The sequence below is a fragment of the Nesterenkonia sp. NBAIMH1 genome, assembly GCF_007922635.1.
GTDB classification, from domain to species: Bacteria; Actinomycetota; Actinomycetes; order Actinomycetales; family Micrococcaceae; genus Nesterenkonia; species Nesterenkonia pannonica.
Window position 1 is genome coordinate 1,990,273 of record NZ_CP042335.1, and the last position, 24,620, is coordinate 2,014,892.

Genomic DNA, 24,620 nt, shown 5'->3' on the forward strand with positions numbered 1-24,620 from the left:
ATGGATCCGCACCAGCTGCTGCGCCCCTATTACTCGCACATCGCGGAGGAGGATCTTGCCTCCATTCCGGAGGACGAGCGCCTTGAGCGTCTGAGGTCGCATATCGAAGTGGCCGAGCGCTTCTCCGCGGAGGAGCCGGCGCTGGCAGTGCGCAGCATCGGTGCTCGCAGCATCGTGCAGCTGGTCACGCAGGATATGCCGTACCTGGTGGACTCCGTCACCGGCGAGATCGCGCGGGACGGTCACGCCATAGCGCTCGTGGTCCACCCCACCCTCCTCACAGAGCGCGATGACCAGGCCCGGCTGCTGCACGTCAAGGAGATACCCGTTGAGGGGCGCACCCTCTCGTCCGGCGATACACAGGCGATGCCGTCCTTGGCCGAGGCCGTATCGGGCTCGGGACGAGCCGCTGTGGAGTCCTGGATATCCGTGGAGCTCGACACCGTCCTGGACGACGCGGCCGCAGAGCGCCTGATGGATGGAATCCGGTCTGTTCTGGAGGATGTCAGGGTCACTGACCGTGACGCCGACCGTATGCGCTCCTGCAGCCGCAGGGCCGCAGATGAGCTCCGGAGCCATGAGCACCTTGCCGAACGAGACGAGTCCGCAGAGCTCCTCGAGTGGATGGCCCACGGGCACTTCCTCTTCTTGGGCTACCGCGAGTATGCCCTGGAGGACTCGGGTCTTGAGCCCCTTCCGGGAACAGGTCTCGGGATTCTTGCGGATATCGACGGCCGTCCGCGGCCGAAGCGAAGCTCCGAGCTGGCCTCCTCGGGTGCCGACCGCTCCGACCGCGATCAGGCCCTGATCATCACCAAGGCCGATGCCCGGTCCACGGTCAGAACCAGGTCCTACATGGACTACATCGCCGTCAAGACCTACGAGCGCAGGGGCTCCGAGCTTCGCCTCACCGGGGAGCGCCGCTTCTTGGGGCTCTTCAGCCAGCGCGCCTACACGAGCTCGATCACCACCATTCCCCTGCTGCGCTCACGGGCTGAGCAGCTGCTCGCCCGCACCGGGTTCACCCCGGACTCGCACTCCGGCTCCGACCTGATGCAGATCCTGGAGACCTATCCGCGCAGCGAGCTGCTGCAGATGGACCTCGATGAGATCGAGGAGACGGCATGGCAGATCCTCCAGCTGCAGGAGCGCCGCAGGGTGAGGCTCTTCCTCCGCGAAGACCATTTCGGACGCTTCATGACCGCCTTGGTGTTCCTGCCTCGTGACCGCTACAACACGGGTGTGAGGCTCCGGCTTGAGGCCGCTCTGGCTGAGCACATCGACGCAGCCTCGATCGACTTCACCGTTCGCCTCTCCGACTCCGTCCTGGCGCGGGTGTTCTTCCGGATCCACCTGAGGGAGGACCCCCGGGAGCTCGAGGTGAGCACCCAGCAGCTGCAGGACGAGCTGGCTCGGGCCGTGCGCTCATGGAGCGAAAGCCTCGCCGCGGAGGCTGCCAGGAGGTACAGCAGGAAGCAGGCGGATCGCATATCGACGCGGTGGGCCGAAGCGTTCCCCGAGGACTATCGGGTGCTCTACGAGGTCACGGACGCCCTCGACGACGCCGCCGAATTCGAAACGCTGGAGCATGAGCCGCAGGCTGGACCGCGGCTCGGCTTCGCGCCGCCGCAGAACGGCGACCCGGCCGACCTGCGCCTCAAACTGTATCTGGACGAGCCCAAGACGCTCACCGATACCCTGCCGATGATCGACGATTTCGGCCTTGAGGTCCTCGATGAGCGTGCCTACACCGTCACGACCGAGGATGGGGTCAGCCTGTACCTCTATGATCTCGGGCTCTGCTACCCGCAGGGGGTCGACCCCCAAGAGACTCTGCCGATGTTCAAGGAGGCCTACCGAGCCGTCCTGACCGGACGGGCGGAGTCAGACGTCTTCTCGCGACTGGTGCTGACCCTGCGGCTCAGCATCCGCCAGGTCACCGTCCTGCGGGCCTACGCCAAGTACATGCGCCAGCTGGGAAGCGTGCACTCCTATGACTTCCTGGCTGAGGCCCTCGATGACCACCCGCAGGCTGGTCGTGCCCTCATGTCCTACTTCACCGCCCGGTTCGACCCTCGGCTCTCCGGGCCGCGCGAGAACGCTGAGGCTGCGTGCCGAGGAGCGGTGCTGGAGGCGCTCGAGAACGTCGCCACACTCGATGCGGACCGTGTCCTTTCAGGCTTCCTGAACCTCATCGACTCCACTGACCGCACCAGCCTCTACCAGGGGCACGAGCGGATCAGCTTCAAACTGCGCCCACAGGCCATCACGTCTGCCCCGCAGCCCCGCCCGGCGCACGAGATCTGGGTCTATTCCACTGAAGTCGAAGGCTCACACCTGCGCTACGACGCCATCTCACGAGGCGGCCTCAGGTGGTCCGACCGCGTCGAGGACTTCCGCACCGAGGTCTTGGGCCTGGTCAAGGCTCAGATGGCCAAGAACGCGGTCATCGTGCCCTCGGGCGCCAAAGGTGCCTTCTACCCCAAGCGACTGCCCGAGAACGGAAGCCGCGAAGAGATCCAAGAGGCGGGTCGAGAGGCGTACAAAACCTTCATCCGCGCTCTCCTCGACCTCACCGATAAGCAGGTGCGAACCCCCATTGCGGAGTCAGACGCCGGGAATGGAGCGCCAGCGGGTGCTCAGGACTTCCGGACAACAGTCACCCACCCCGACAATGTCGTCTGCCATGACGGGGACGATCCCTACCTCGTCGTCGCCGCCGACAAGGGAACCGCGACGTTCTCAGACACCGCCAACCGAATCAGCCAGGAGTACGGGCATTGGTTGGGAGACGCATTCGCCTCCGGCGGTTCGGCCGGCTACGACCACAAAGTCATGGGGATCACCGCACGAGGTGCTTGGGAGTCGGTGAAGGCGCACTTCGCGACACTGGGCCACGACACTCAGTCGCAGGACTTCACGGTGATCGGCATCGGCGATATGGGCGGCGACGTCTTCGGCAACGGCATGCTGCTCTCCGAGCACATCATGCTGACGGCGGCCTTCAACCACCTGCACATCTTCGTCGATCCCAACCCCGATCCCGCGACCAGCTTCCGCGAACGGCAGCGGCTCTTCTCCGCACCGCAGCGAGGCTGGGACGCGTATGAGTCTTCGCTCATCTCGGCAGGCGGCGGAGTCTTCTCCCGTGAGGCGCGCAGCATCGCGATCACCCCGGAGATGCGCGAGCGATTCGACATCGGTGAGGAGGTCGAGACGATGACTCCTCCGGAGCTGATCCGTGCGCTGCTGGCCGCACCCACGGACCTCCTGTACAACGGAGGCATCGGCACCTATGTGAAGGCCCGCCACGAGACCCACGAACAGGTGGGAGATCGCGCCAACAACGCAATACGCGTCGACGGTGAGGAGCTCCGAGCGCGAGTTGTCGCTGAGGGCGGGAACCTGGGGCTCACTCAGGCCGGGCGGATCGAAGCTGCGCAGCACGGACGGCTGGTGAACAACGACGCCGTGGACAACTCCGCCGGGGTCGACTGCTCGGACTACGAGGTCAACATCAAGATCCTGCTCGATCAGCTGGTCAGTGCAGGGAAGCTGGACCGGCAGGAGCGCAATCCGCTGCTGGAGAGCATGACGGAGGAGGTCGCTGAGCTGGTCCTGACGACCAACCGGGATCAGAATGTGCTGCTGCTGATCGACCGGCAGCGCATCGCCGAGTGGACTCCCAGCTTTGCACGGCTGATCAGCTGGCTTGAGGAGACCGCAGGCCTGAACCGAGATCTGGAGCAGATACCTGACAGCTCCGCGCTGGCCGCCAGGACAGAGTCCGGCATCCCGCCTCTGACGGCTCCTGAGCTCTCTGTGCTGCAGGCCTACATGAAGATTCAGCTGAAGGAGGCGCTCACCGCCTCCGATCTTCCCGATGACCCATGGTTCGCAGGAACGCTGGCCTCCTACTTCCCCGCGCAGATCCGCGAGAGCTACGGCGATCTGCTGCCGCAGCACCCGCTTGCCCACCGGATCGTGGCCACCCGGCTGGCCAACGATTCGGTGAACCTCGGAGGCTCCACATTCGTCTTCCGCACGATGGAGGAGACTTTCGCGGCTGAGGACCAGGTCATCAGAGCCTTCGTGATAGTCCGGGAGCTGTTCGACCTGGTGTCATACGACGCGGCGCTGCGGCGGCTGCAGGTGTCCCTTCCCACCGAAGAGTTCGCCCGGCTGTACATGGACATGCGTCGGTTCGTCGACCGATCCGTCCGATGGTTCTTGGGCCGTCCTAGGACGCAGCTGACGATCGCTGAGGAGATCGAGGCCTATCGCGAAGCCACAGACCCTCTGTACCGCCGTCTGACGGAGTACTTGGGCGATGCCGATATCCAGAGGCTCGCTGCCGACCGCAGCGACCTGATCGACCTCGGTGTGGGGGAGGAGCTCGCCTCATGGACCGCCGAGCTGTTCGAGTCCTTCCCTCTTCTGGACGTCGCCGCACTCACCCACCGCTTGGGCACGGACCCGCAGGAGACTGCTGCGGTCTACTACAGGGTGTACACGGACTTCGACGTGGAGACGCTGCTGCGTCGCATCAGCGCCCTGCCGCGACGGGACAAGTGGCAGGCTCTGGCCAGAGGAGCCCAGCGCGATGAGCTGTACTCCGCCGTCAAGAGAATCGCCGAGGCGGTGCTCTCCACGACGGAGAGCGGCGACGATGATCCCGTGGGACGCGCAGCCGAGCGGCTCCGTGCCTGGAAGGACTCCCACCGAAGTCAGGTCGATCGCGCCGAGCGGCTCATGGCGGACCTCCCTGATGGAGATGAGTCCCTCGCCTCGATCACTGTTCTGCTGCGGCACCTTCGTGGGCTGGTGAGCAGCTGATGAGCCATTTCGGCGAGCGTCTCAGTTCGAACCGGCACTTGGGGGAGGACGACGTCGAATGGCTCCACGCCCTCATGGGTGACTGGCAGCTCATCGCAGACCTCTCATACTCCGACCTTGTTCTGTGGGGCCCTCACACGCCTGAGGGCTACGTCTCCGCGGAAGGACGCTCGTATGTGGCGCTCTCGCAGGCGCGGCCCTCGACCACCCAGACCATCATTCCCCGAGACATCGTGGGCGACCGGATACGCGCAGACCTGAAGGCGGTGGTCGAGCGCGCCTGGACCTACCGAGTGGAGACGAACTCCTCCGACCAGGGCCAGCCCTACCCCTCAAAGACGCGGGTGAGCGCACTCCCGCTGGTGCGACGCGATCGCAGCGGCCAGCGCCGCACCATCGGAGTGATCACGATGCACTTCGCGGTATCAGCGCTGCGCTCACCCTCGAGGATGGAGCTCACCTACAGGCGATGCGCCACAGAGATGCTTGAGATGGTCTCCGCCGGAGTGTGGCCCGACCCTGCGCAGGAGTACACCGGGTATTCGGGCGCCCCCCGCGTCGGGGACGGCCTGCTTCGCCTCGACAGTGAGGGCAAAGTGACCTTCGCCAGTCCCAACGCCGTCTCAGCGCTGCTGCGCCTGGGTGTGAACGAAGCGCTTGAGGGCAGGTCGCTGGCCGGGATAGGCGCCGAGCTGCAGCGGGCCACAGGCGTGGCCGTCGACGAGTCCCAGCCCCTGATGCTCACCGGCCGCAAAGCCCAGCGCAGCGAGCTTGAGGCACATGGAGCTGCGGTCACGCTGCGAACGATCCCCCTGCACCGGGGCCTTCGGCAGGGGGAGGGGGAGAGGTTCGCGGCGCTGGTTCTCTGCAGAGACGTGACCGAGCTGCGCCGGCGCGAGAAGCAGCTCATGAGCAAGGACGCCACGATCAAAGAGATCCACCATCGCGTCAAGAACAACCTTCAGACGGTGGCGGCCCTGCTGCGCATGCAGTCCAGGCGCATGGACTCCGCTGAAGGCAGGGAGGGGCTCGCGCGTGCCATGCGGCGTGTGCAGACTATCGCAGTGGTGCACGACTCCCTCTCGCAGGGTTTGGAGGAGAGCGTCGACGTCGATGAGCTGATGCGGCGGCAGCTTCGACTGGCCGCCGAAATGGCCCAGTCCGAGAAGTATGCCGCCACCCAGCTCCGAGGCAGCTTCGGCCAGCTGCCGGCCGATATGGTCACTCCGCTGGCACTCGTCGTCACAGAAGTGGTGGCGAACTCAGTGGAGCACGGGTTCGGTGAGGGGCAGACAGACCTCACCGTCGTGATGGAGGTCAGCCGTCATACCGACGCTGCAGGGCGAGAGCGCCTCGACGTGGAGATCATTGACGACGGGGTCGGCCTTCCGGACCAGGACTGGGAGCCGGGACTGGGGCTGCAGATCGTCAAGACCCTCGTCAGGGGCGAACTGTCGGGCTCCATCGAGTGGATGTCCGCCGACGAAGGCGGAGGAACGAAAGCAGTCCTGCGGGCCCCCATCCTGGGATGAGGGTCAGGAGAATCAGCTGGCGCGACGAGCGCGGGCGGCGCGGCGCTTCAGCGCACGGCGCTCATCCTCGCTCATGCCGCCCCACACACCGGAGTCCTGTCCGGTGTCCAAGGCCCACTGGAGGCACGTATCCATGACCGGGCATCGGCGGCATACGCTCTTCGCCTCTTCGATCTGCAGAAGGGCCGGGCCAGTATTGCCTACAGGGAAGAAAAGCTCGGGGTCCTTGTCGAGACACGCTGCTCGGCTGCGCCAATCCACGGCGATCACTGCTCCTTGGGGGGCTGCCACACGGACGTGCCGCGGGCTCGGGTGCGTAGAGCGGGTGATGGAAACATCTTCCCGCAGCTCTCAAGTGGTGCGTGGGATAGGGCGCGGAGTCAGTCGGAAGGCCCACGCCCGGGGAAGAAATCCATTACCCGTCTGGGTACGCATTCCAGGCTGACATGTTATACGAAGGTAAACAAGACCTATCAGCGGGTCAATTTTCGGCACTCGGCGTGATTATTATCACAGTCGGTAACAGTCGGGACTGTTGCGGTGTCGGCCCGGCGGCTCCCCGGTGATTCAATGGGGGAATGTCTGAGATCTCACGTCCCCGCCGACCCCTGTCGGTGCTTTTCGTCTATCTGATTCTTTTTCTCCAGGGCGGGTTCATCATTCTCGGTGCCGTGGCAGAGGTCGTTGTCAGTGAGGCCGCTGTTCTTGACACGGCGGGAGTGATCGCGCTTCTTGTGCTGATGCTTCTGACCGGCGCCATTCTGATTCTTCTGGGGTTTCAAGTATTTCGCGGCTCGGCCGCGGCTCGTACGCCAGCCATGGTGCTGGAGCTGATGATCGTCATTCTGTCGGCCTCCTTGCTGGTCGGCGGCGGACTGAACGCCGGTTTCGCAGCCCTGGGCCTGCTGCCGGCAGCAGCCGCTCTGATTCTTCTCTTTATCCGCCCCACTCAGCAGTGGCTCGACGAAACGCCTGAGCCTGACCCTAAGGATGCATAGGGCGAGGGCTGGGTCTGCGCATATGAAAGGCGCCCTTCCCCACAGTGTGGAGAAGGGCGCCTTTCTGCTCAGCTATGGTCGCCGACGAGGAGTCAGACTGCAGCCTTAGGGGCGTTGACATCCTCGGGCAGTCCGCTGCGCGCGGTCTCAACCAGTGCTTCGAAAGCCTTGGCATCGGACACTGCAAGCTCTGCCAGCATGCGACGGTCCACCTCGACGCCCGCAGCCTTCAGGCCTTGGATGAAGCGGTTGTAGGTCATGCCGTTGGCGCGAGCCGCAGCGTTGATCCGCTGGATCCACAGGCGACGGAAGTCACCCTTGCGCTTTTTGCGGTGCTGGTAGTTGTAGGTGTAGCTGTGGAGCAGCTGCTCCTTTGCCTTGCGGTACAGGCGGGACCGCTGTCCGCGGTAGCCGGAGGCCCTGTCAAGGACCTTGCGGCGCTTCTTGTGCGCATTCAGTGCGCGCTTCACACGTGCCATACGTCGTTCTCCTGAAGTTCTGTCGAAAGTCTCTGCCGGTGCTGGGCTGTATCAGCCGAGCATCTTCCTGATCCGCTGCTCATCACCTTTGGTGGTGACGATCTGGTCTTTGGCCAGGCGGCGGGTAAGCCGGGATGACTTGTGCTCCAGGTAGTGGCGGCGGTTGGCCTGCTGGCGCTTGATCTTGCCGGAGCCGGTGAGCTTGAAACGCTTCTTGGCCCCCGAATGGGTCTTGTTCTTCGGCATAGTGCCGTACTCCTTACATCGAACGGACCTGCAGCACCTGTGCAGCGGCACGGAGGCCGGCGGCGGTGCAGAGGTGGATCGGTTCGCCCCATGGGCGACGATCCCTTTTCATGCGGGCTGATGACGTACGGCGCAGCAGATGTGCGCACGGTCAGCCAGACCCAACGACACAGTCTAACGGGTCACGCCGGTTCTCGCATGCTCGACGCCGGCGCTGCGGCTCAGAGGTTCTTGAGCTCGTCCGGCAGGTAGTCGGCCATGGAGTTCGAAAGGGACTTGGCGTCCTTCGGGTCCGTCGAAACCTTCTCCTGACGCTCCTGCGTCTTGCGGGCACGGCCTTCCTTCTTGGCTCTGGCCTGGGCCTTGTTGTCCTCGTTGTCCGAGGGAGCGTCGGAGTCCTGCTGCTTGGCCTGCTGCGCCTTGGTGCGCAGAGGTCCGACGACCATCACCATGTGACGACCGTCCTGGCGCGGGCTCGACTCCACCTGGCCCAGGTCCGCGACATCCTGGCTGAAGCGGTCCAAGAGCCGGACACCCATCTGCGGGCGCTGCTGCTCACGTCCGCGGAACTGGATCATGGCCTTGACCTTGTCGCCGGCCTCGAGGAATCGCCGCGCATGGCCGACCTTGGTCTCATAGTCGTGATCGTCGATCTTCAGGCGGAAGCGCACCTCTTTGAGCGCGGTGGTGGCCTGGTTCTTGCGGGACTCGCGAGCTTTGACGGCCGACTCGTACTTGAACTTGCCGTAGTCCATCAGCTTGCACACCGGCGGCTTGGCCTGTGGCGCAACTTCCACCAGGTCCAGATCAGCCTCCGCTGCCAGTCTCAGGGCGTCGTCGATCTTGACAATGCCGACCTGCTCGCCGTTCGGTCCGACGAGCCGAACTTCGGGCACACGGATGCGGGTGTTGATACGTGGTTCGCTGATCTGTCCTGCTCCTGCTTCGGGTTCAAGGGGAAAGTGCGGTGTACGGTCAGCATTGGTTCGCCGACCCCACTCAGACTGTGAGAATCTTACCAGCATGGACACGCCTCAAAACAGCCCCGCCCCCGGCTTGGAGCCGGAAGACCTCGCAGCCGCAGTGGGCGGCCAGGCCCGAGACATCTCCGACGTTCCTGCTGTGGAGCTCATCAACACCGTCTCGGTTCACCTGATGAGCGCCGCAGCGGTCAAGGTCGGCCTCGCTGAGGGCCCTCAGGCCGCCGAGCTGAAGGACCTGGATGAGGCCCGCAAGCTGATCACAGCCCTTGCAGGGCTCGTGACCGCAGCAGCCCCTGAGGTCGGCTCGACCCATGCGGCGCCGCTGCGCGACGGGCTGCGCTCTCTGCAGCTGGCGTTCCGCGAAGAGTCGGCCATTCCTGACGCTCCCGGCAAGGGACCAGGCGAGAAGTGGACCGGAGCGGTGAACTGAGCGGTGGCTCACCACGAAGATGTCCTGAGCAGTCCTAAGTCGGATCGCGTCCGTAAGGTCGCGACTCTTGCCACGGCCAAGACCAGACGGCGCGAGGGGCTGTTCCTCGCAGAGGGTCCGCAGCCGGTTCGAGAGGCGCTCAGGGCCTGGCTCGAGCGCTACGAGGAGCCTGGCTCGGATGCCGCGGCGGAGCGCCGGTCGTCGGGCTCATACAAGCCTGAGCTCGATGCGCTGTACTTCGACCCCCAAGCCCTCGAGCGCCATTCCGACGTCGAAACGCTGCTGGACAGGGTGCGCGGCGTCCTCTTCGATCCTCAGGCGAATCTCCCGTCCGCGGGCCGGGTCTTCCTGCGCGAAGCCGCGCCCGAGGTCTTGGAAGCAATGGGCGACGCAGAGACGTCTCAGGGGATCATCGCCGTATGCCGCATACCTCAGGCACAGCACATTCCTGAGGGCTCTGCGCTGGTCGCGGGTCTGATGCAGGTGCAGGATCCGGGCAACGTCGGAACCATCATCCGCGCCGCCGACGCGGCGGGGGCCGATGCCGTGGTCCTCTCGGCCGGAAGTGTGGACCCTTGGTCGCCGAAGGTGGTTCGAAGCGCCGCAGGCTCTCATTTCCACCTCCCGCTGATCACCGGCGCTGATGCCGCTCGGGCGGCTGAGGAGGCTCGACGCTCGGGGCTGCAGGTTCTGGCAGCCGATGGCCGCGGCGAGATCTCCCTGGAGCAGATGACTCGAGCCGCCGGTGCTGACGCCGACGAGTCCGGCGGCAAGGAGCGCTCTGCTGAGGCTCGCCATGAGCCGCGCGCATCGGCGCCGACGATGTGGCTGTTCGGGAACGAGGCCCACGGCCTCGGCGAAGCGGAGCGAGGCGCCGCAGACTCCGTGGTGTCCATTCCGATGTACGGCCAGGCTGAGTCGCTGAACGTCGCCGCCGCAGCAGCGGTCTGCCTGTACACCTCAGCCATGGCTCAGCGCTGAAAGAGCCGCAGTGGGCCTCTACGCTCCGGGTTCGCGCGGTGAGGAGAACACGGGCTTCGCATGTGTGCGCTGCGGTGAGCTGATCCCAGCTCATCCGCGCGGCTCGTACCGCAACCATTGCCCGCGGTGCCTGTGGTCCAGGCACGTGGACGTCTTCCCGGGTGACCGTGCTGCGCACTGCTTGGGCCCGATGCGGCCGGTCGCCGTGGACTATTCGGGCAAGAAGGGGTATGTCCTCATCCACCGATGCACGGTGTGCGCGGCAGAGGACAGGAACAGGGTCGCGCCGGATGACGACTTCGACGCCGTCGTGGAGCTCCAACGCCCTAGCGGATGAACGGAATGGCCCAGTAGCGGAACCGTCGGCGCTGATATGCGCGCACCGCGCCGATGATGGACAGCACAAGGTTCAGGACGAAGAGGGCCAGGGCGCCGAGCCAGAAGAGGCCGTAGCCCGCCATGAAGCCCACCATAGGTCCGTCTCCGCCTGCTGCGCCGGTGATCGCCGCCGTCGCAAAGAGGCCGACCGCGGCGCCTATTCCGAGAACCCCGACGAGGATCAGCGTCAGCTCCCAGTTCAGAGCACTGCGGCCGTGGTCGTTGATCAGTGCGCTGCGACGGCGCAGCACCAGCCAGATCACCAGCGGCACGATCAGCGAGAAGCCGAATCCTCCGAGGAGGAAGCGGCCCAGGTGGATCGCCACGCCCCACCCCTGCTCCTCGCCGGGACGGAGGGGAGGCTCGGGCTGAACAGTCATGCCTCACAGGGTACAGACTGCTGAGGAATGCAGACGCCGCGTGCGAGGACGCGATACAGTGCCGCGGTGACATTTTGGGAAGCCGTGCTCCTGGGCGCGATTCAGGGGCTCTTCATGTTCATTCCCGTGAGCTCGTCGTCCCATCTGGTGATCGCTGAGCACTGGTTGGTGGAGCAGGGGTCACCGCTGCCCAGCCCGGACAGCCCGGAGATGATCTTCTTCAACCTGGTCGTTCACCTGGGAACCATGGTCTCCGTCGCAGTGGTGATGTGGTCGCCTCTGAAGCGGCTGCTCGTGGGCACCGCACGTGAGCTGCGGCTTCTGACCAGGCGGCGCACGCTGCGCCACCTCATCCACATACGTCTGATGCTGCTGGGCGTGGTCAGCGTCGGCATCACGGGCAGCCTGGGCCTCATCATCAGAGAGTTCGGCACCGGGATCTTCGCCGTGCCGTGGGTGGTCGCCGTCTTTCTGTTCATCACCGGGGGGATTCTCTGGTGGACAGACAGCGTGCGGGGAACATGGCGCGGCGCAGGTCAGATGACGATCTGGGTGGCTGTGGTGATCGGCCTGGCTCAGGCCGTGGCTCTCTTCCCCGGCATCTCGCGCTCCGGCATCACGATCGCCGCTGCTCTTGCGCTGGGCATGCACCGACGGATCGCAGCGCAGTACAGCTTCTTCATCGCCATCCCCACCATTCTCGCCGCCACAGGCGTTCAGTCACTGAGCCTGGTGGGGCACCGGGACGGCTTCAGCATCGGGGCCGAGGCCTACTGGGCGGCCTTCTTCGTCTCCGCAGCAGTGGGGGCCGCCGCCCTCTGGGGCGTGCTCAAACTGCTCTACCGCGCTCGCTTCCGTGTGTTCGCCGTCTACGTAGTCCTCTTCGGGGTCTTCATCCTGATCTTCCAGCCGGACCTCTCCGATCCCCCTGTCGTCGACGAGGTGCCCGTCGAGGAGGAGCAGATGGAGCTGCGCGACCACATCGACTCCCATGAGGGGGCTGAGCAGAGGCTCCCGGGCGTCCAGGGGCAGTAGTCTGGCGTCATGATGTGGCTCTACTTCGCAGCGCTGGCCGTCATCGGGCTGATCGTCACGGTGCTCGCAGGGCGCTGGGGCGGCGCACAGCCCTCAGCGGAGGAGGCACCCGGAAGTCCTGACGGGCTGGAGGAGGTCCTTGCTCACGCAGCGTCGGAGGACCGGGAGCTGACGGCGCAGGATCTCGACGCAGTTCAGCTTCAGACGGGATTCCGCGGCTACCGGATGGATCAGGTCGACCGGCTTCTCGATGTCCTGCGGGATCAGCTCGCGGAGGCCCGTGCGCAGGAGCGTGACACGTCCGGCGTGTGAGGTGGATAATAGGGTCGTCAGAAATGGACGACTTTGAGAGGGAACCAACTCGATGGCTGCTATGAAACCGCGTACTGGCGACGGTCCGATGGAGGTCACTCAGGAAGGCCGCAGCCTGATTATGCGCGTTCCCATCGACGGCGGAGGTCGTCTGGTGCTGGAGATCAACAACGACGAAGCGGAGTCCCTCAAGCAGTGCCTGATCGAGGCTGTGGGCCAGTAGCGACTGCCCCGACCTTGACGGCCGCGAGAAGCCCGGTGCCGGTGGGCAGCAGGGCAGAGAGCATCCGGTCGTCATCTTGGACTCTGCGCTCCACCGTGCGCAGGGTCTGAGCGGAGTGCGCCCTGACGGCGGGCTTGGGCAGGCGGTCGCTGTCGAGCGCATCGCTGATGAGGAGCATTCCGCCGGATCGAAGCATGCGGACTGCTTCCTCCATGCAGCGTTCGAGCGTCTCTGCCGGGGTGTGGAAGTGAACCACGTCGTACGACCCTGAGGCGAGACGCGGCAGAACGTCCTCGGCGCGGCCTGAGATGAAACGGGTTCTGGCGCTTCGCAGATTCGTCTGGGCGCACAGGCTTCGCGAGGCGGCCAAGCAGTCCGGATCCGCCTCAATTCCAGTCAGGACGACGCCTCGGCCTGCGTCAGAGGAGCTCGCGCCCCGCAGGAGCGCGAGGGACGCCAGGCCCACGCCGCTTCCCACGTCGACGATGCTCTTCGCCCGGCCGGCGGCGGCCAGCATGCTCAGGGCGGCCGCGGTGCCGGGGTGACGGCGCTCACGCCGAGCTCGCGGGCCAGGGCTCTCGCTCGGACGGCTGGGTCGGACTCCGGCAGGTGCTCCTCTGCGTAGGCCCAGCTGGTGTGCTTGCTGGTGGGGGCCCCGGCGGTCATGATCCCACCCCTTCAGGCATCGTTCTTCTCCGGCGAATTTCAGGTTCTTTTCAGGCGGCGTCCGCATAATCATTCCGATGCCACGTGACGTCGGCGAGCCATATGCCGCACCGCACACCCTGAACCGTGACTCTACCCCGACCCCAGAGGTCCAACGCGTTCGGGGTCATCGTCGTCTCTCCGTCGGGTCGGTGCTCATCTTCGTCGCCGGGTGCTTGGCTGCGCTGATCGGCGCTGCGGTGTTCACGGCGTGGCTTCTGGGAGGGCGCTCTGCGGGCCCTCCGCAGGATGTGCAGGCGCTCCTGCCCCGCCGCCCAGCCGGCTCCGGGAGACGGCTGCGTCTCTGCAGGGCGGAGACGAGGCGAATGAGACGTCCGGGGAGATGCTTCCGGGACCTCATGAAGGAGAGACCGCTGCTCTTCTGCCGGGGCGCGCGAAGAGGCTGAGATCTACGAGATTCCCGTCGAGAGCCTGGCCCACCTCAAGCTGATGGGATGGACGGTCCCCTACTTGGAGCGGACTGATATGCAGGCGGACCACGCTGAGACAGGCGTCGTGGAGGGTGTGCGCACCATACGCATCCATATGGCGAACAGCGACCATTGGATCAACGTCTCCGAGACGAGGGCTGAGCAGGGGGGACTGGAGCTCAAGCCCCTGGAGGAGGCCATGGCGAACTCCGAGGGAGCGGAAGCCGAGGGCGACGGTGAGCTCCCCCTCAGCAGCGGCCAGACCGGCAGTCTCCTGCTGGGAGAGGACTACTGGACCTCCGGCGCGGAGCGGGCTGGTGTCCAGTACGTCATCAGCTCCGATCTTCCCAAAGCTCATGCGGCCGAGATCACCTCATGGGTCCTGGCCACTGACCGCTCACGGCTGCAGGTGATGCCTCACGAGCCTGGCGCTGCCGACCGGCTCGAGCGAGGCTTCGACGAAATGGGGTCGTGGTTCTCCGACTGAGCCCTGACCCGGCGCGCAGCGCCGGCCCCGTGTCCCGATAGGGTGGTTCCGTGCCCGGGATCAATGCCTACGAATTTCTGGTGCTCCTGCTCCTGGCGGTGATTCTGCTGGGGCCCGAGCGGCTGCCTCAGTACGCCCAGAAGCTGGGCCAATGGGTTCGCCAGGGGCGCCGCATGGCGGAGGACGCGAAGGTGCGCTTCCGTGAGGAGACGGGGACCGACTTCGACGAGGTCGACTGGGACAAGTACGACCCCCGGCAGTACGACCCCCGGCGCATCATCCGGGAGGCGCTTGCGGAGGAGGCCGACGAGCTTCGCGGAACCGGCGAGGAGCTGCGCCGGGCCGCTGACCCCAGGGCACTGTTCAGCAGCGGTCCGAAGAAGGCCGGCGGCGCGATGGCGGCCGGAGTGGCAGGCGCCGCAGCCTCGGGAACGGGCGCGCATGCTGGGGCGGCCTCCCTGAGCCCCTCGGGCGACTCCGGTTCTGACCCTGCGGGGCAGCTGCCTGCGCCTTTCGACATCGACGCCACCTGACGCCTCACACGTTCAGAGGAAGGGAGCGTCCCCGAAGCCCCCGGCCCTGCGCGGTCAGCTTCCCAGCGATCTCGCGCAGAGCTGAGCCGGCTGGTGAGTCGGGATGCGACACAGACACGGGTGCACCGTCATCGCCTGCCTGACGCAGTGTGGTGTCCAGGGGGACGGACCCCAGCAGGGGAACGGCTGTTCCGAGCCGATCTCCGAGGCGGTCCGCCACAATCTGTCCGCCGCCGGAGCCGAAGAGCTCCAGCACAGACCCGTCCGGCATGGTCATCGGCCCCATGTTCTCGATGACGCCAGCGACCCTCTGCTCCGTCTGGGAGCTGAGAGCGCCTGCCCGCTCGGCCACGTCGGCGGCGGCTGTCTGGGGGGTCGTCACCACCAGCAGCTCGGAGTTGGGGAGCAGCTGAGCCACGGAGATCGCGATGTCGCCCGTGCCCGGAGGCAGGTCGAGCAGCAGCGCATCGAGGTCGCCGAAGTACACGTCCGTGAGGAACTGCTCCACGGCACGGTGGAGCATGGGTCCCCGCCATGCCACCGCCTGGTTGCCCTCGACGAACATGCCGATCGAGATGGTCTTCACCCCGTAGGCCACAGGTGGGAGGATCATCTCGTCCAATCGGGTGGGCCTGTCCGTGATGCCCATGAGCCCGGGCACTGAGAAGCCGTGCACATCAGCGTCGACCACGCCCACCTTCAGCCCCTGCTCGGCCATGGCGCAGGCGAGGTTGACGGTCACTGAGGATTTGCCGACGCCGCCTTTGCCGGACGCGACGGCGTAGACCTTGGTCAGGGAGTCCGGGTCCGAGAAGGGGTTGGTCCTGCCGCCTCCCGCGCGCAGCTGCTCCTTCAGAGCGGCCCGCTCCTCGGGGCTCATCACGTGGAGATCCACCTCCGCGGTGGTGACGCCCTCGGCGCGGACGGCGGCTGCTGCCACATCTTCGACGATGCGGCTGCGCATCGGGCACGCTTCGATGGTGAGCTTGACCTGGATCTCCGCTGCGCCGGCGTCGTCGACGGTGACATCGCCGACCATGCCGATCTGGGTGATCGGCAGGCGAAGCTCCGGGTCCATGACCTCGTCCAGGCGGCGCCGGATTCGGTCAATCACCGTGGGATCAGTTTCAGGCATGACGACCATTGTCTCAGTCGGAGCGGGGCTGGTCAGCAGAACCTGAAACAATGCACGGTATGAGTGTTCAGCCTACCCAGGCCGGCGCTGCCGGCGGTCTGCCCACCGGTGAGCTGCTGGGCCGATACCGAACGTACGACGACGCCCAGAAGGTGGTCGACCACCTTGCCGCAGCGGAGGGCTTCGACATCAAGGCGCTGAGCATCGTCGGCAATGACCTGCGCAGCGTCGAGCACATTCGCACCCGGCTCTCCTACCCGCGGGTGGCTCTGGGCGGAGCCGCTCAGGGAGCCATATTCGGCGGATTCATCGCCATGATCTTCTACCTCTTCACGCCGGAGACACCGCTGATCGAACTTGCCTCGATCGTTCTTCTCGGCGCCGCCGTGTGGATGATCGCCGGCACCATCGGCTACGCGGTGCGCAAGGGGCGCCGCGATTTCGCATCGGTCTCCCAGCTGACGGCCACCACGTATGACGTCGTCTGTGACTTCGCAGTCGCAGGCCGGGCCCGTCAGCTGGTGAAGGAGGCAGGTGTGATGAGCCTCAACGCGCAGAACGACCCCACGGGACGCTCCGGGAACCTCGGCGGTGAGCGCTTACGCGCTCCCGAGCCCTCTTCGGGAACGGGGAAGAGCGCCGACTCTGGTGGGCACACGTCCCCCCAGTCCTCCTCCGAGGAGCAGGCCAGGCAGCGTGCGGCCCAGTGGCAGACCAGTGACGGCCGGCCGCGCTACGGGGTGCGTCGCGACGATGCGGAGTCCGACGCGTCAGCTCAGGCGACGGTGCCGGAGGCGCAGCCCGACAGCGCCGCAGATGACCGGTCAGACTCCGCGGCGCCTCCCCGCGATCAGCCTTGAACGCGGCGGATCCAGGCCTCCACATCATCCGTTGTGCGGGGCAGGGCCGCTGAGAGGTTCTCGTACCCGTCTTCGGTGACGAGGACGTCGTCTTCGATGCGAATGCCGATTCCGCGGTACTCCTCCGGAACGGCAAGGTCCTCGTCCTTGAAGTAGAGGCCCGGTTCGATCGTGAAGACCATTCCCGGCTCCAGCTCGGCGTCGAGGTAGAGCTCCCGCTTGGCGGCGGCGCAGTCATGGACGTCCAGTCCCAAGTGGTGGCTCGTGCCGTGAGGCATCCACCGCCGATGGTGCTGCCCCTCCGCGGAGAGCGCCTCCTCGAGGCTGACCGGCAGGAGGCCCCACGCGTCGAGATGCTCGGCGAGGACCCGCACGGCTGCGGCGTGGATCTCCCTGAACCTCACCCCGGGCCGCACGACGGCGAATGCGGCGTCGGCGGCGCTGAGGACAGCGTCGTAGACCTTCCGCTGCTGGGCGCTGAAGGTTCCCGAGACGGGGATGGTCCGGGTGATGTCAGCTGTATACAGTGAGTCGACTTCGACTCCGGCATCGAGCAGGAGCAGCTCGCCCGGGCTTACGCGTCCTGTATTGCGGATCCAATGAAGGATGGTGGCGTTGCTGCCTGACGCGGCGATGGTGTCGTACCCGAGATCGTTGCCCTCCAAGCGCGCCCGGGCGAAGAATGTCCCCTCGATGAGCCGCTCGCCGCGATCGTGCTCCAATGCTGCGGGCAGGGCGCGGACCACGTCCTCGAAGCCGCTCACCGTCGCGGCGACCGACCGGCGCAGCTCGGAGACCTCGTGCGAGTCCTTGACCAGCCGGAGCTCGGAGAGCAGCTGGCCCAGCGCGGCATCGTGGGTACGGGCCTGCTCGGCGTCGACGCCGTGCTCGGAACGGGCTGCTTCGACCACTGCGTCCGCCTGCGGATCTGCCTCTCGCACGACGCGGATGCCCGTGACGCCGGCGTCCTTGCCTGCGGCGGCAGGGAACTCATCGAGATCGCGGGCCGAGATGCCCAGGCGCGCCTCCATGTCTTCGAGGGTGGGCCGGGGACCGATCCAGAACTCGCCGTGCCTGGCGCTCGCGTAGAACTCCTCGCTGTCCCGGCCGGCCATGGGCTTGAAGTAGAGGGCAGCGTCGTGGCCTCCGTCCTCGCGGGGTTCGAGGACCAGCACGGCCCCGGGCTCATGGTCCGTGCCGAGGCCGGTGAGGTGCGCGAAGGCGGAGTGGGGGCGGAACCGGTAGTCGGTGTCATTGGACCGGGTCTTCAGCGGTCCCGCGGGGATGATCAGTCGTTCGCCGGCGAAGTGCGCTGAGACGCGGCCGCGGCGCTCTGCGGCGAACCCGGCGGCTTCGTCCCGGGCCGGCACCTCGCCGGAGGCGGGAGCCCACCTGGAGCCCATGAAGTCCTTGAAGGCCTGGGAGGCGGGACGCTGGGATCGGGAGGAGGTCTGCTTCACGTCGTCGTCGTTCATGCTCACCACAGTAGGGTAAGAGGAATGTACGACCTCCACGTGCACTCCGACGCGTCGGACGGCACCGAACCCCCAGCGCAGGTGGTCGCGGCTGCGGCCCGAGCCGGTCTGAAGGGCGTCGCCCTGACTGATCACGACACCGCCGCCGGGTGGGAGGAGGCGTCTGCGGGGGCCGTCCGCCATGGTCTGCTGCTGATCCCTGGGGCTGAGATCACCGCTCAGGCAGGACCTGTGAGCGTCCACATCCTCAGCTACCTCCATGATCCGGAGCACCCCGGCTTCGCCGCCATGAGCAGCGCAGTCCGCAGGGGAAGGGTGGCCAGGGCGCAGAGGATCGCGGAGAACCTCGGCCGAGACTTCGACCTCTCCTGGACTGACGTTCTCGCCCAGGTGGGGCCCGACGCGACGGTCGGCCGACCTCACATCGCAGACGCCCTCGTCAGCGTGGGCGTCGTCGCTGACCGCAGCGAGGCGTTCGCCCGACTGCTGCACAAGGGCACCAAGTACTACGTCGCCCAGCAGAGCCCGAGTCCGTCGGAGGCCGTCGCGCAGATCCGCGACGCCGGGGGAGTGCCGGTCATCGCCCACGCCATGGCCTCGACCCGAGGCGAGACTCTGAGCACAGCCCAGCTGGAGCAGATGGTGGAGGCCGGCATGCTGGGAGTCGAGATCCATCACCGCGACAACACGCCGCAGGGCAGGAGGCTCCTGAAGGAGCTCGCTGAGCGGCACCGGCTGATCGTGACCGGAGCCTCCGACTACCATGGTGCAGGAAAGCCCAACCGCCTCGGAGAGAACACCACAGACCCGGAGATGGTGCGCCGCATCCTCGAGGCAGGATCCGGCACCCCGCCGGTCGGAGAGGTCTCCCTATGAGCAGCGATGCGGCCTCGGCCCCTCACCCCAAGCGACGGCTCCCGCGAGCGCAGCGTCGGCTGCAGCTGCTCGAATGCGCGCAGCAGCTGTTCGTGGCCAAAGGCTTCCACGCCGCCTCCATGGATGACATCGCCGAAGCGGCCGCCGTGTCCAAGCCCGTGCTCTACCAGCACTTTCCGGGCAAGCACGAGCTCTTCCTCGATCTGCTCGACACCCATCTGCAGGAGCTCACCGGCGAGCTCACCGCAGCGCTGGCCGGCGAGAAGCCCAACCGGGAGCGGGTGGAGGACACGGTGACGGCCTTCTTCACGTTCATCGCGCGTGAGGACGAGGCGTACCGGCTGGTCTTCACCGCCGGAATGGACCACGACGAGGCGGTGGCGGCGCGGCTCTCCCAATTCCACTCCAGAATGGCGACGGCGATCGCTGAGCTCATCGTCGAGGACACCGGGCAGCCGATCGCGGAGGCCACCATGATCGGCCACGGTCTCATCGGAATGGCGACCCAGGCTGCCCGCCACTGGAACCGGCTCTCCGAACGTCCGCCCATGGAGGTCTCCGCAGAGCTTGCGGGCCGGCTGGCGTGGAAGGGAATCAGCGGCTTCCCCAAGGAGGCTCCTGGTGCGAGCAGGAGGTCCGCAGGCGACCCGCCCCGCCCGTGAGCCCTGCGATTTGCGCGCGAGCGTTAGTATCGACGCAGGATAAGCACAGGTTTCGCGTGCCTGCACGCCCGGCGCGCCCGTTGAAGGAAGTGGCATGGAAGTACGCATCGGAGTCCAGAACGTGGCCCGCGAGATCGTCGTCGAGACCGAGGCCGCCGCGGAGGATGTCGAGAAGACGATCGCCGAGGCCATCGAGTCCAACAAGCCCCTGGTCACCCTCACTGACCGCCGCGACAAGCGGATCGTCGTTCCGACAGCCTCCATCGGCTATGTAGAGATCGGCTCCGACACCAAACAGAGCGTGGGCTTCGCCGCGCTCGCCGAATGAAAGAACGCATGACAGACACACAGCAGGATTCCGCGGCAGCGGAGAAGACCATCACCTTCTCGGACTTCGCCGTCCGCTCAGAAATAGTCGATGCCCTCTCTGAAAAGGGCATCATCGCGCCATTCCCGATCCAGGCTGAGACGCTGCCGATCGCGTTGGCCGGAAATGACATCATCGGGCAGGCCAAGACGGGCACGGGCAAGACGCTGGGGTTCGGCATTCCCGCACTCCAGCGGGTCACGGCCCCGCACGAGGAGGGCTATGACCAGCTCCCCGTGCCGGGCGCGCCCCAGGCGCTGATCATCGCCCCCACCCGTGAGCTCGCCGTCCAGGTGGCAGGCGACATCACCACAGCGGGAGCGAAGCTCGGTGCGCGCACCGCGACGATCTACGGAGGCCGTGCGTACGAGCCCCAGATCGAGGAGCTTCAGCGGGGGGTCGAGATCGTCGTCGGCACTCCGGGTCGTCTCATCGACCTGCAGCGCCAGAAGCATCTGAACCTGAAGAACGTCCGCATCGTGATTCTCGACGAGGCCGATGAGATGCTGGATCTCGGGTTCCTTCCGGATGTGGAGAAGCTGCTCTCGTTTGTGCCGGAGGTGCGGCAGACCATGCTGTTCTCCGCGACGATGCCCGGCCCGGTGGTCTCCATGGCTCGCCGCTTCATGTCGAAGCCGACGCACATCCACGCAGCGGACCCTGAGGACGAAGGCGTGACGAAGAAGGACATCCGCCAGGTTGTCTACCGCGCGCATTCGCTCGACAAGGACGAAATGATCGCCCGCATCCTCCAGGCGGAGGGCCGTGGCCGGTCCATCATCTTCACCCGCACCAAGAGGCAGGCTGACAAGCTCTCTCTCGAGCTGATCTCACGAGGCTTCGCAGCCGGAGCGATCCACGGCGACCTCGGGCAGGGCGCCCGTGAGCAGGCTCTGCGCGCGTTCCGCAACGACAAGGTGGATGTGCTGGTGGCCACCGATGTGGCGGCTCGCGGCATCGACGTCACAGACATCACCCACGTCATCAACCTGACCTGCCCAGAGGACGAGTCGATGTACCTTCACCGGATCGGCCGCACCGGCCGCGCCGGCAAGAAGGGCACCGCGGTGACGTTCGTGGACTGGGAGGACATGCCGCGATGGAGCCTCATCAATAAGGCGGTCGGCCTGGACATCCCCGAGCCTGTGGAGACCTACTCCTCGAGCCCGCACCTCTTCGAGGATCTCGACATCCCTCAGGGGACCAAGGGTCGTCTGCCTCGCCACAAGCGGTCCAAGGCCGGCCTGGAGGCCGAAGCTGTCGAGGATCTCGGCGGCCCGGACAGTGAGCGCAGCGCCGGCAGGTCCGGAGGCGGCCGCGGAGGCCGTTCGGGCGGAGGCCGCTCCGAGGGAGGCCGCAGTCGCAGCCGTCGTCGCAGCGGTGACGGCGCGGCCGAGCAGAAGGCCCCGTCCCCCGAGAAGGCGTCCGGCGAGGGCGCCAAGGACGGCGCTCAGCGGAAGCGTCGGCGTCGGCGCCGCACAGGCGGCTCCGCAGGCGCCGGCAAGCCAGCTGAGAGCTGAGCGGCTCGGTGGGCGAGCTGTTCAGCATCCTGGCGGTGTGCACGGGCAACATCTGTCGCTCACCCGCCATGGAGCGACTCCTTGCGCACATGTTTGCCGAAGAGGACAGCGTGATCGTCCGCTCGGCGGGAACGTTCGCCCACAGCGGCTGGGACATGCAGCCCGGCACCCGGCAGCGGCTGGAGTGGGCGGGAGCAGCGACGGACGGCTTCGTCGCTGAGCAGACGACCCCTCAGATGCTGAGGGGTGCCGATCTGATCCTCGGAGCGACGCGCGAGCACGTGCGAGACATGCTGGCTGATGCTCCGGAAGCCGCTCCCCGGACCTTCACGGTCAGGCATTTCGGCCGCATCACGGCGCACATTCAGGATGATGAGCTTCCAAGTGCAGGCGCCGCAGACCGGCTGAAGGCGCTGGTCGCCCTCGCCGACGCCCGGCGCGATCGGACAGGCCCTCTGGGGGAGGAGTCCGACGTCGTGGACCCGTACATGCTGCCCGAGGATGTGTACGACCAGGCCTTCGACGAAATCTGCGAGCCGCTTGGGCGGCTGGCGGAGAAGCTGGGCATGCCCGCCCCGCCGTGCGCGTGAACAGCAGCCCTCGGAGTTAGCACTGTGCTTGATCGAGTGCTAACTGAGTCATATAGTTTGGCTTAGCACTCATCGTCAGTGAGTGCTAAGCCGAAGGATGAGCCGCCGGCACCCGCGACGACGGTCGGTCACTCCCGAGGCGTGCAGCAGTCCAAGCATTCACACCATGTGCAAAGGAGAGAGCTGAAATGTCAGTCTCTATCAAGCCCCTCGAGGATCGTATTGTTGTCCGCCCACTGGAGGCCGAGCAGACCACCGCGTCCGGCCTGGTGATTCCGGACACCGCCAAGGAGAAGCCCCAGGAGGGCGAGGTCGTGGCAGTGGGCCCCGGCAAGTTCGACGACAAGGGCGGACGCCTCCCAGTCGATGTCGCCGAGGGCGACGTCGTCATCTACTCGAAGTTCGGCGGCACCGAGGTCAAGGCAGGCGGCGAGGAGCTTCTCGTGCTCAACGCCCGCGACGTGCTGGCCAAGGTCGAGAAGTAAACCCACTACCCGCTCGACTCTTCCAGAGGAGTACACATCCATGCCAAAGCAGCTGCTTTTCGGCGACGATGCTCGCAAGGCCCTCGAGGCCGGCATCGACAAGCTCGCCGACACCGTCAAGGTCACGCTGGGCCCCAAGGGCCGCAACGTGGTCCTGGACAAGTCCTGGGGCGCGCCCACCATCACCAATGACGGCGTGACCATCGCCCGCGAGATCGAGGTCAAGGACTCCTACGAGAACCTCGGCGCTCAGCTGGCAAAAGAGGTCGCAACCAAGACCAACGACGTGGCCGGCGACGGAACCACCACCGCCACCGTCCTCGCTCAGGCTCTGGTCAAGGAAGGCCTGCGCAACGTGGCCGCCGGGGCCGCTCCGGGCGAGATCAAGCGCGGCATCGAGGTGTCCGTGGACGCCGTGACTCGCCGCCTGCGTGAGAACGCTCGCGAGGTTGAGGGTCAGCAGACCGCCAACGTCGCCGCAATCTCTGCGCAGAACGACGAGGTGGGCGAGCTCATCGCTCGCGCCTTCGAAGCCGTGGGCACCGACGGTGTCATCACCATCGAAGAGGGCTCCACCACCACCACCGAGCTGGACATCACTGAGGGGATGCAGTTCGACAAGGGCTTCCTCTCCCCGCACTTCGTCACCGACGCTGAGCGTCAGGAGGCAGTGCTTGAGGACCCATACATCCTGATCCACCAGGGCAAGATCTCCAACATGCAGGAGTTCCTGCCCGCGCTGGAGAAGGTCCTTCAGACCAAGAAGCCGCTGTTCATCATCGCCGAGGACGTTGAGGGCGAAGCTCTCTCCACACTCGTGGTGAACAAGCTGCGCGGCACGCTCTCCGCTGTGGCCGTCAAGGCTCCCGGCTTCGGCGACCGCCGCAAGGCCATGCTCGAGGACATCGCTGTGCTGACCGGCGCCACGGTCATCACCGAGGACCTGGGCCTGAAGCTGGAGCAGGTCAGCCTGGACGACCTCGGCACCGCACGCCGGGTCACAGTGACCAAGGATGAGACGACGATCGTCGACGGCGCCGGAAGCAAGGAGGACGTCGACGGCCGCGTGCAGCTCATCAAGGGCCAGGTCGAGGCGACGGACTCTGAGTGGGACCGCGAGAAGCTGCAGGAGCGTCTGGCCAAGCTGGCCGGAGGCATCGGCGTGATCAAGGTCGGCGCAGCCACCGAAGTTGAGCTCAAGGAGCGCAAGCACCGCATCGAGGACGCTGTCTCCTCGACGCGTGCCGCACTTGAGGAGGGCATTGTCGCCGGAGGCGGCACCTCCCTCATCAACGCGCTGACCGTCCTTGATGAGGACCCGGCAGTGACCGACCTCAAGGGTGACGCAGCAGCAGCAGTCGGCATTGTGCGCCGCGCACTGGTGCAGCCGCTGCGCTGGATCGCGCAGAACGCCGGACAGGACGGCTTCGTCATCGCGTCCAAGGTGTCGGAGCTTGAGGCCAACCACGGCTTCAACGCGAAGACCGGAGAGTACGGCGACCTGATCGCAGCCGGCGTCATCGACCCGGTCAAGGTCACGCGCTCCGCTCTTCAGAACGCAGCATCCATCGCAGCTCTGGTGCTCACCACCGAGACGCTTGTGGTGGAGAAGCCCGAGGAGGACGAGGACCACTGATCCTCTGATCCCTCTGCATAGGGGCCGGTCCGGGTTTTCCCGGGC

At 66.2% G+C, this 24,620-nt stretch carries 28 protein-coding genes; 19 read left to right on the top strand and 9 right to left on the bottom strand.

What is annotated here, in order from left to right; translation table 11 throughout:
- Together FS388_RS09515 and FS388_RS09520 are read left to right on the top strand one after the other, a co-directional pair.
- The gene (locus tag FS388_RS09515) at nucleotides 1-4,836 is read left to right on the top strand and encodes an NAD-glutamate dehydrogenase (protein ID WP_146341201.1); all 4,836 of its coding nucleotides are present in this window, start codon (nucleotides 1-3) and stop codon (nucleotides 4,834-4,836) included.
- Nucleotides 4,836-6,368 (top strand): sensor histidine kinase, encoded by a 1,533-nt coding sequence (locus FS388_RS09520; RefSeq protein WP_146341202.1) that lies wholly within the window; start codon nucleotides 4,836-4,838, stop codon nucleotides 6,366-6,368. Before FS388_RS09515 ends, FS388_RS09520 begins: the two co-directional genes overlap by 1 nt.
- Before the next feature lie 12 nt (nucleotides 6,369-6,380).
- Here FS388_RS09520 and FS388_RS09525 read toward each other — a convergent pair whose 3' ends face one another.
- Complete coding sequence (locus tag FS388_RS09525) at nucleotides 6,381-6,629, bottom strand: WhiB family transcriptional regulator (RefSeq protein WP_146341967.1); 249 nt, start codon at nucleotides 6,627-6,629, stop codon at nucleotides 6,381-6,383.
- Between the two features lie 353 nt (nucleotides 6,630-6,982).
- On the opposite strand from FS388_RS09525, the gene FS388_RS09530 reads away from it, so the two are divergent.
- On the top strand, nucleotides 6,983-7,366 hold the full coding sequence (locus tag FS388_RS09530; RefSeq protein WP_146341203.1) for a hypothetical protein: 384 nt from the start codon (nucleotides 6,983-6,985) through the stop codon (nucleotides 7,364-7,366).
- Nucleotides 7,367-7,458: 92 nt separating this feature from the next.
- Here FS388_RS09530 and rplT read toward each other — a convergent pair whose 3' ends face one another.
- The 3 genes from rplT to infC form a co-directional block, all read right to left on the bottom strand.
- Nucleotides 7,459-7,845: a 50S ribosomal protein L20 gene (gene rplT, locus FS388_RS09535; protein ID WP_146341204.1), complete on the bottom strand. Its 387-nt coding sequence runs from the start codon at nucleotides 7,843-7,845 to the stop codon at nucleotides 7,459-7,461.
- Nucleotides 7,846-7,896: 51 nt separating this feature from the next.
- Nucleotides 7,897-8,091: a 50S ribosomal protein L35 gene (rpmI, locus tag FS388_RS09540; protein ID WP_146341205.1), complete on the bottom strand. Its 195-nt coding sequence runs from the start codon at nucleotides 8,089-8,091 to the stop codon at nucleotides 7,897-7,899.
- A gap of 221 nt (nucleotides 8,092-8,312) precedes the next feature.
- Nucleotides 8,313-9,116 carry a translation initiation factor IF-3 gene (gene infC / locus FS388_RS09545; protein WP_146341206.1) on the bottom strand — a complete coding sequence of 268 codons (804 nt, stop codon included), beginning with the start codon at nucleotides 9,114-9,116 and terminating at the stop codon, nucleotides 8,313-8,315.
- Here infC and FS388_RS09550 point away from each other — a divergent pair.
- The 3 genes from FS388_RS09550 to FS388_RS09560 are packed head-to-tail and all read left to right on the top strand — an operon-like array spanning nucleotide 9,115 to nucleotide 10,822.
- Nucleotides 9,115-9,504 carry a DUF1844 domain-containing protein gene (locus FS388_RS09550; protein WP_146341207.1) on the top strand — a complete coding sequence of 130 codons (390 nt, stop codon included), beginning with the start codon at nucleotides 9,115-9,117 and terminating at the stop codon, nucleotides 9,502-9,504. The genes infC and FS388_RS09550 overlap by 2 nt on opposite strands.
- Nucleotides 9,505-9,507: 3 nt before the next feature.
- Nucleotides 9,508-10,485, top strand: coding sequence for an RNA methyltransferase (locus FS388_RS09555; RefSeq protein WP_146341208.1), 978 nt, complete (start codon nucleotides 9,508-9,510; stop codon nucleotides 10,483-10,485).
- A 10-nt stretch (nucleotides 10,486-10,495) separates the two neighbouring features.
- Entirely contained in the window at nucleotides 10,496-10,822 is a 327-nt protein-coding gene (locus tag FS388_RS09560; RefSeq protein ID WP_146341209.1) for an RNHCP domain-containing protein, read from the top strand.
- On the opposite strand, the gene FS388_RS09565 is transcribed toward FS388_RS09560, so the two are convergent.
- Nucleotides 10,812-11,243: a DUF4870 domain-containing protein gene (locus FS388_RS09565; RefSeq protein WP_146341210.1), complete on the bottom strand. Its 432-nt coding sequence runs from the start codon at nucleotides 11,241-11,243 to the stop codon at nucleotides 10,812-10,814. The genes FS388_RS09560 and FS388_RS09565 overlap by 11 nt on opposite strands.
- 66 nt (nucleotides 11,244-11,309) lie before the next feature.
- Between FS388_RS09565 and FS388_RS09570 the strand changes: the two genes are divergently transcribed.
- From FS388_RS09570 to FS388_RS09580, 3 genes are read left to right on the top strand one after another with little or no spacing between them, the layout of a single operon-like run.
- Nucleotides 11,310-12,278 carry an undecaprenyl-diphosphate phosphatase gene (locus tag FS388_RS09570; protein ID WP_146341211.1) on the top strand — a complete coding sequence of 323 codons (969 nt, stop codon included), beginning with the start codon at nucleotides 11,310-11,312 and terminating at the stop codon, nucleotides 12,276-12,278.
- A 9-nt stretch (nucleotides 12,279-12,287) separates the two neighbouring features.
- Nucleotides 12,288-12,590: a DivIVA domain-containing protein gene (locus FS388_RS09575; RefSeq protein ID WP_146341212.1), complete on the top strand. Its 303-nt coding sequence runs from the start codon at nucleotides 12,288-12,290 to the stop codon at nucleotides 12,588-12,590.
- A gap of 52 nt (nucleotides 12,591-12,642) precedes the next feature.
- Nucleotides 12,643-12,813 (top strand): DUF3117 domain-containing protein, encoded by a 171-nt coding sequence (locus FS388_RS09580; RefSeq protein WP_146341213.1) that lies wholly within the window; start codon nucleotides 12,643-12,645, stop codon nucleotides 12,811-12,813.
- On the opposite strand, the gene FS388_RS09585 is transcribed toward FS388_RS09580, so the two are convergent.
- Together FS388_RS09585 and FS388_RS13075 are read right to left on the bottom strand one after the other, a co-directional pair.
- Nucleotides 12,779-13,330, bottom strand: coding sequence for an O-methyltransferase (locus tag FS388_RS09585; RefSeq protein ID WP_168198675.1), 552 nt, complete (start codon nucleotides 13,328-13,330; stop codon nucleotides 12,779-12,781). The two genes, FS388_RS09580 and FS388_RS09585, sit on opposite strands and share 35 nt — an antisense overlap.
- A 2-nt stretch (nucleotides 13,331-13,332) precedes the next feature.
- Nucleotides 13,333-13,479, bottom strand: a complete 147-nt coding sequence (locus tag FS388_RS13075; protein WP_168198676.1) for a hypothetical protein — start codon at nucleotides 13,477-13,479, stop codon at nucleotides 13,333-13,335.
- Nucleotides 13,480-13,968: 489 nt separating this feature from the next.
- Between FS388_RS13075 and FS388_RS09590 the strand changes: the two genes are divergently transcribed.
- Together FS388_RS09590 and FS388_RS09595 are read left to right on the top strand one after the other, a co-directional pair.
- Nucleotides 13,969-14,436 carry a hypothetical protein gene (locus FS388_RS09590; RefSeq protein ID WP_146341215.1) on the top strand — a complete coding sequence of 156 codons (468 nt, stop codon included), beginning with the start codon at nucleotides 13,969-13,971 and terminating at the stop codon, nucleotides 14,434-14,436.
- A 50-nt stretch (nucleotides 14,437-14,486) separates the two neighbouring features.
- Nucleotides 14,487-14,969: a twin-arginine translocase TatA/TatE family subunit gene (locus FS388_RS09595; RefSeq protein WP_146341216.1), complete on the top strand. Its 483-nt coding sequence runs from the start codon at nucleotides 14,487-14,489 to the stop codon at nucleotides 14,967-14,969.
- 4 nt (nucleotides 14,970-14,973) lie between these two features.
- Here the strand turns inward: FS388_RS09595 and FS388_RS09600 are convergent, their stop codons facing one another.
- Nucleotides 14,974-16,104, bottom strand: coding sequence for an Mrp/NBP35 family ATP-binding protein (locus tag FS388_RS09600; RefSeq protein ID WP_146341217.1), 1,131 nt, complete (start codon nucleotides 16,102-16,104; stop codon nucleotides 14,974-14,976).
- A gap of 59 nt (nucleotides 16,105-16,163) precedes the next feature.
- Between FS388_RS09600 and FS388_RS09605 the strand changes: the two genes are divergently transcribed.
- Nucleotides 16,164-16,964: a general stress protein gene (locus FS388_RS09605; protein ID WP_146341218.1), complete on the top strand. Its 801-nt coding sequence runs from the start codon at nucleotides 16,164-16,166 to the stop codon at nucleotides 16,962-16,964.
- Here FS388_RS09605 and FS388_RS09610 read toward each other — a convergent pair.
- Complete coding sequence (locus FS388_RS09610; RefSeq protein WP_146341968.1) at nucleotides 16,955-18,439, bottom strand: aminopeptidase P family protein; 1,485 nt, start codon at nucleotides 18,437-18,439, stop codon at nucleotides 16,955-16,957. The genes FS388_RS09605 and FS388_RS09610 overlap by 10 nt on opposite strands.
- A gap of 24 nt (nucleotides 18,440-18,463) precedes the next feature.
- Here FS388_RS09610 and FS388_RS09615 point away from each other — a divergent pair, with 24 nt between their 5' ends.
- The 7 genes from FS388_RS09615 to groL all read left to right on the top strand — a co-directional run bounded on the left by FS388_RS09615 (nucleotide 18,464) and on the right by groL (nucleotide 24,575).
- Nucleotides 18,464-19,315 (top strand): PHP domain-containing protein, encoded by an 852-nt coding sequence (locus tag FS388_RS09615; protein ID WP_146341219.1) that lies wholly within the window; start codon nucleotides 18,464-18,466, stop codon nucleotides 19,313-19,315.
- Entirely contained in the window at nucleotides 19,312-19,977 is a 666-nt protein-coding gene (locus FS388_RS09620; protein ID WP_146341220.1) for a TetR/AcrR family transcriptional regulator, read from the top strand. The genes FS388_RS09615 and FS388_RS09620 overlap by 4 nt, the downstream gene beginning before the upstream one ends.
- A 94-nt stretch (nucleotides 19,978-20,071) precedes the next feature.
- Entirely contained in the window at nucleotides 20,072-20,305 is a 234-nt protein-coding gene (locus FS388_RS09625) for a DUF3107 domain-containing protein (protein ID WP_146341221.1), read from the top strand.
- An 8-nt stretch (nucleotides 20,306-20,313) separates the two neighbouring features.
- Nucleotides 20,314-21,864: a DEAD/DEAH box helicase gene (locus FS388_RS09630; protein ID WP_246836174.1), complete on the top strand. Its 1,551-nt coding sequence runs from the start codon at nucleotides 20,314-20,316 to the stop codon at nucleotides 21,862-21,864.
- A gap of 8 nt (nucleotides 21,865-21,872) precedes the next feature.
- A complete protein-coding gene (locus tag FS388_RS09635; protein ID WP_146341223.1) occupies nucleotides 21,873-22,454 on the top strand; it encodes a low molecular weight phosphatase family protein in 582 nt (193 codons plus the stop codon).
- A gap of 188 nt (nucleotides 22,455-22,642) precedes the next feature.
- Nucleotides 22,643-22,939, top strand: a complete 297-nt coding sequence (gene groES / locus FS388_RS09640; protein WP_146341224.1) for a co-chaperone GroES — start codon at nucleotides 22,643-22,645, stop codon at nucleotides 22,937-22,939.
- Nucleotides 22,940-22,979: 40 nt separating this feature from the next.
- Nucleotides 22,980-24,575 carry a chaperonin GroEL gene (gene groL, locus FS388_RS09645; RefSeq protein ID WP_146341225.1) on the top strand — a complete coding sequence of 532 codons (1,596 nt, stop codon included), beginning with the start codon at nucleotides 22,980-22,982 and terminating at the stop codon, nucleotides 24,573-24,575.
- The last annotated feature ends 45 nt before the right edge of the window (nucleotides 24,576-24,620 follow it).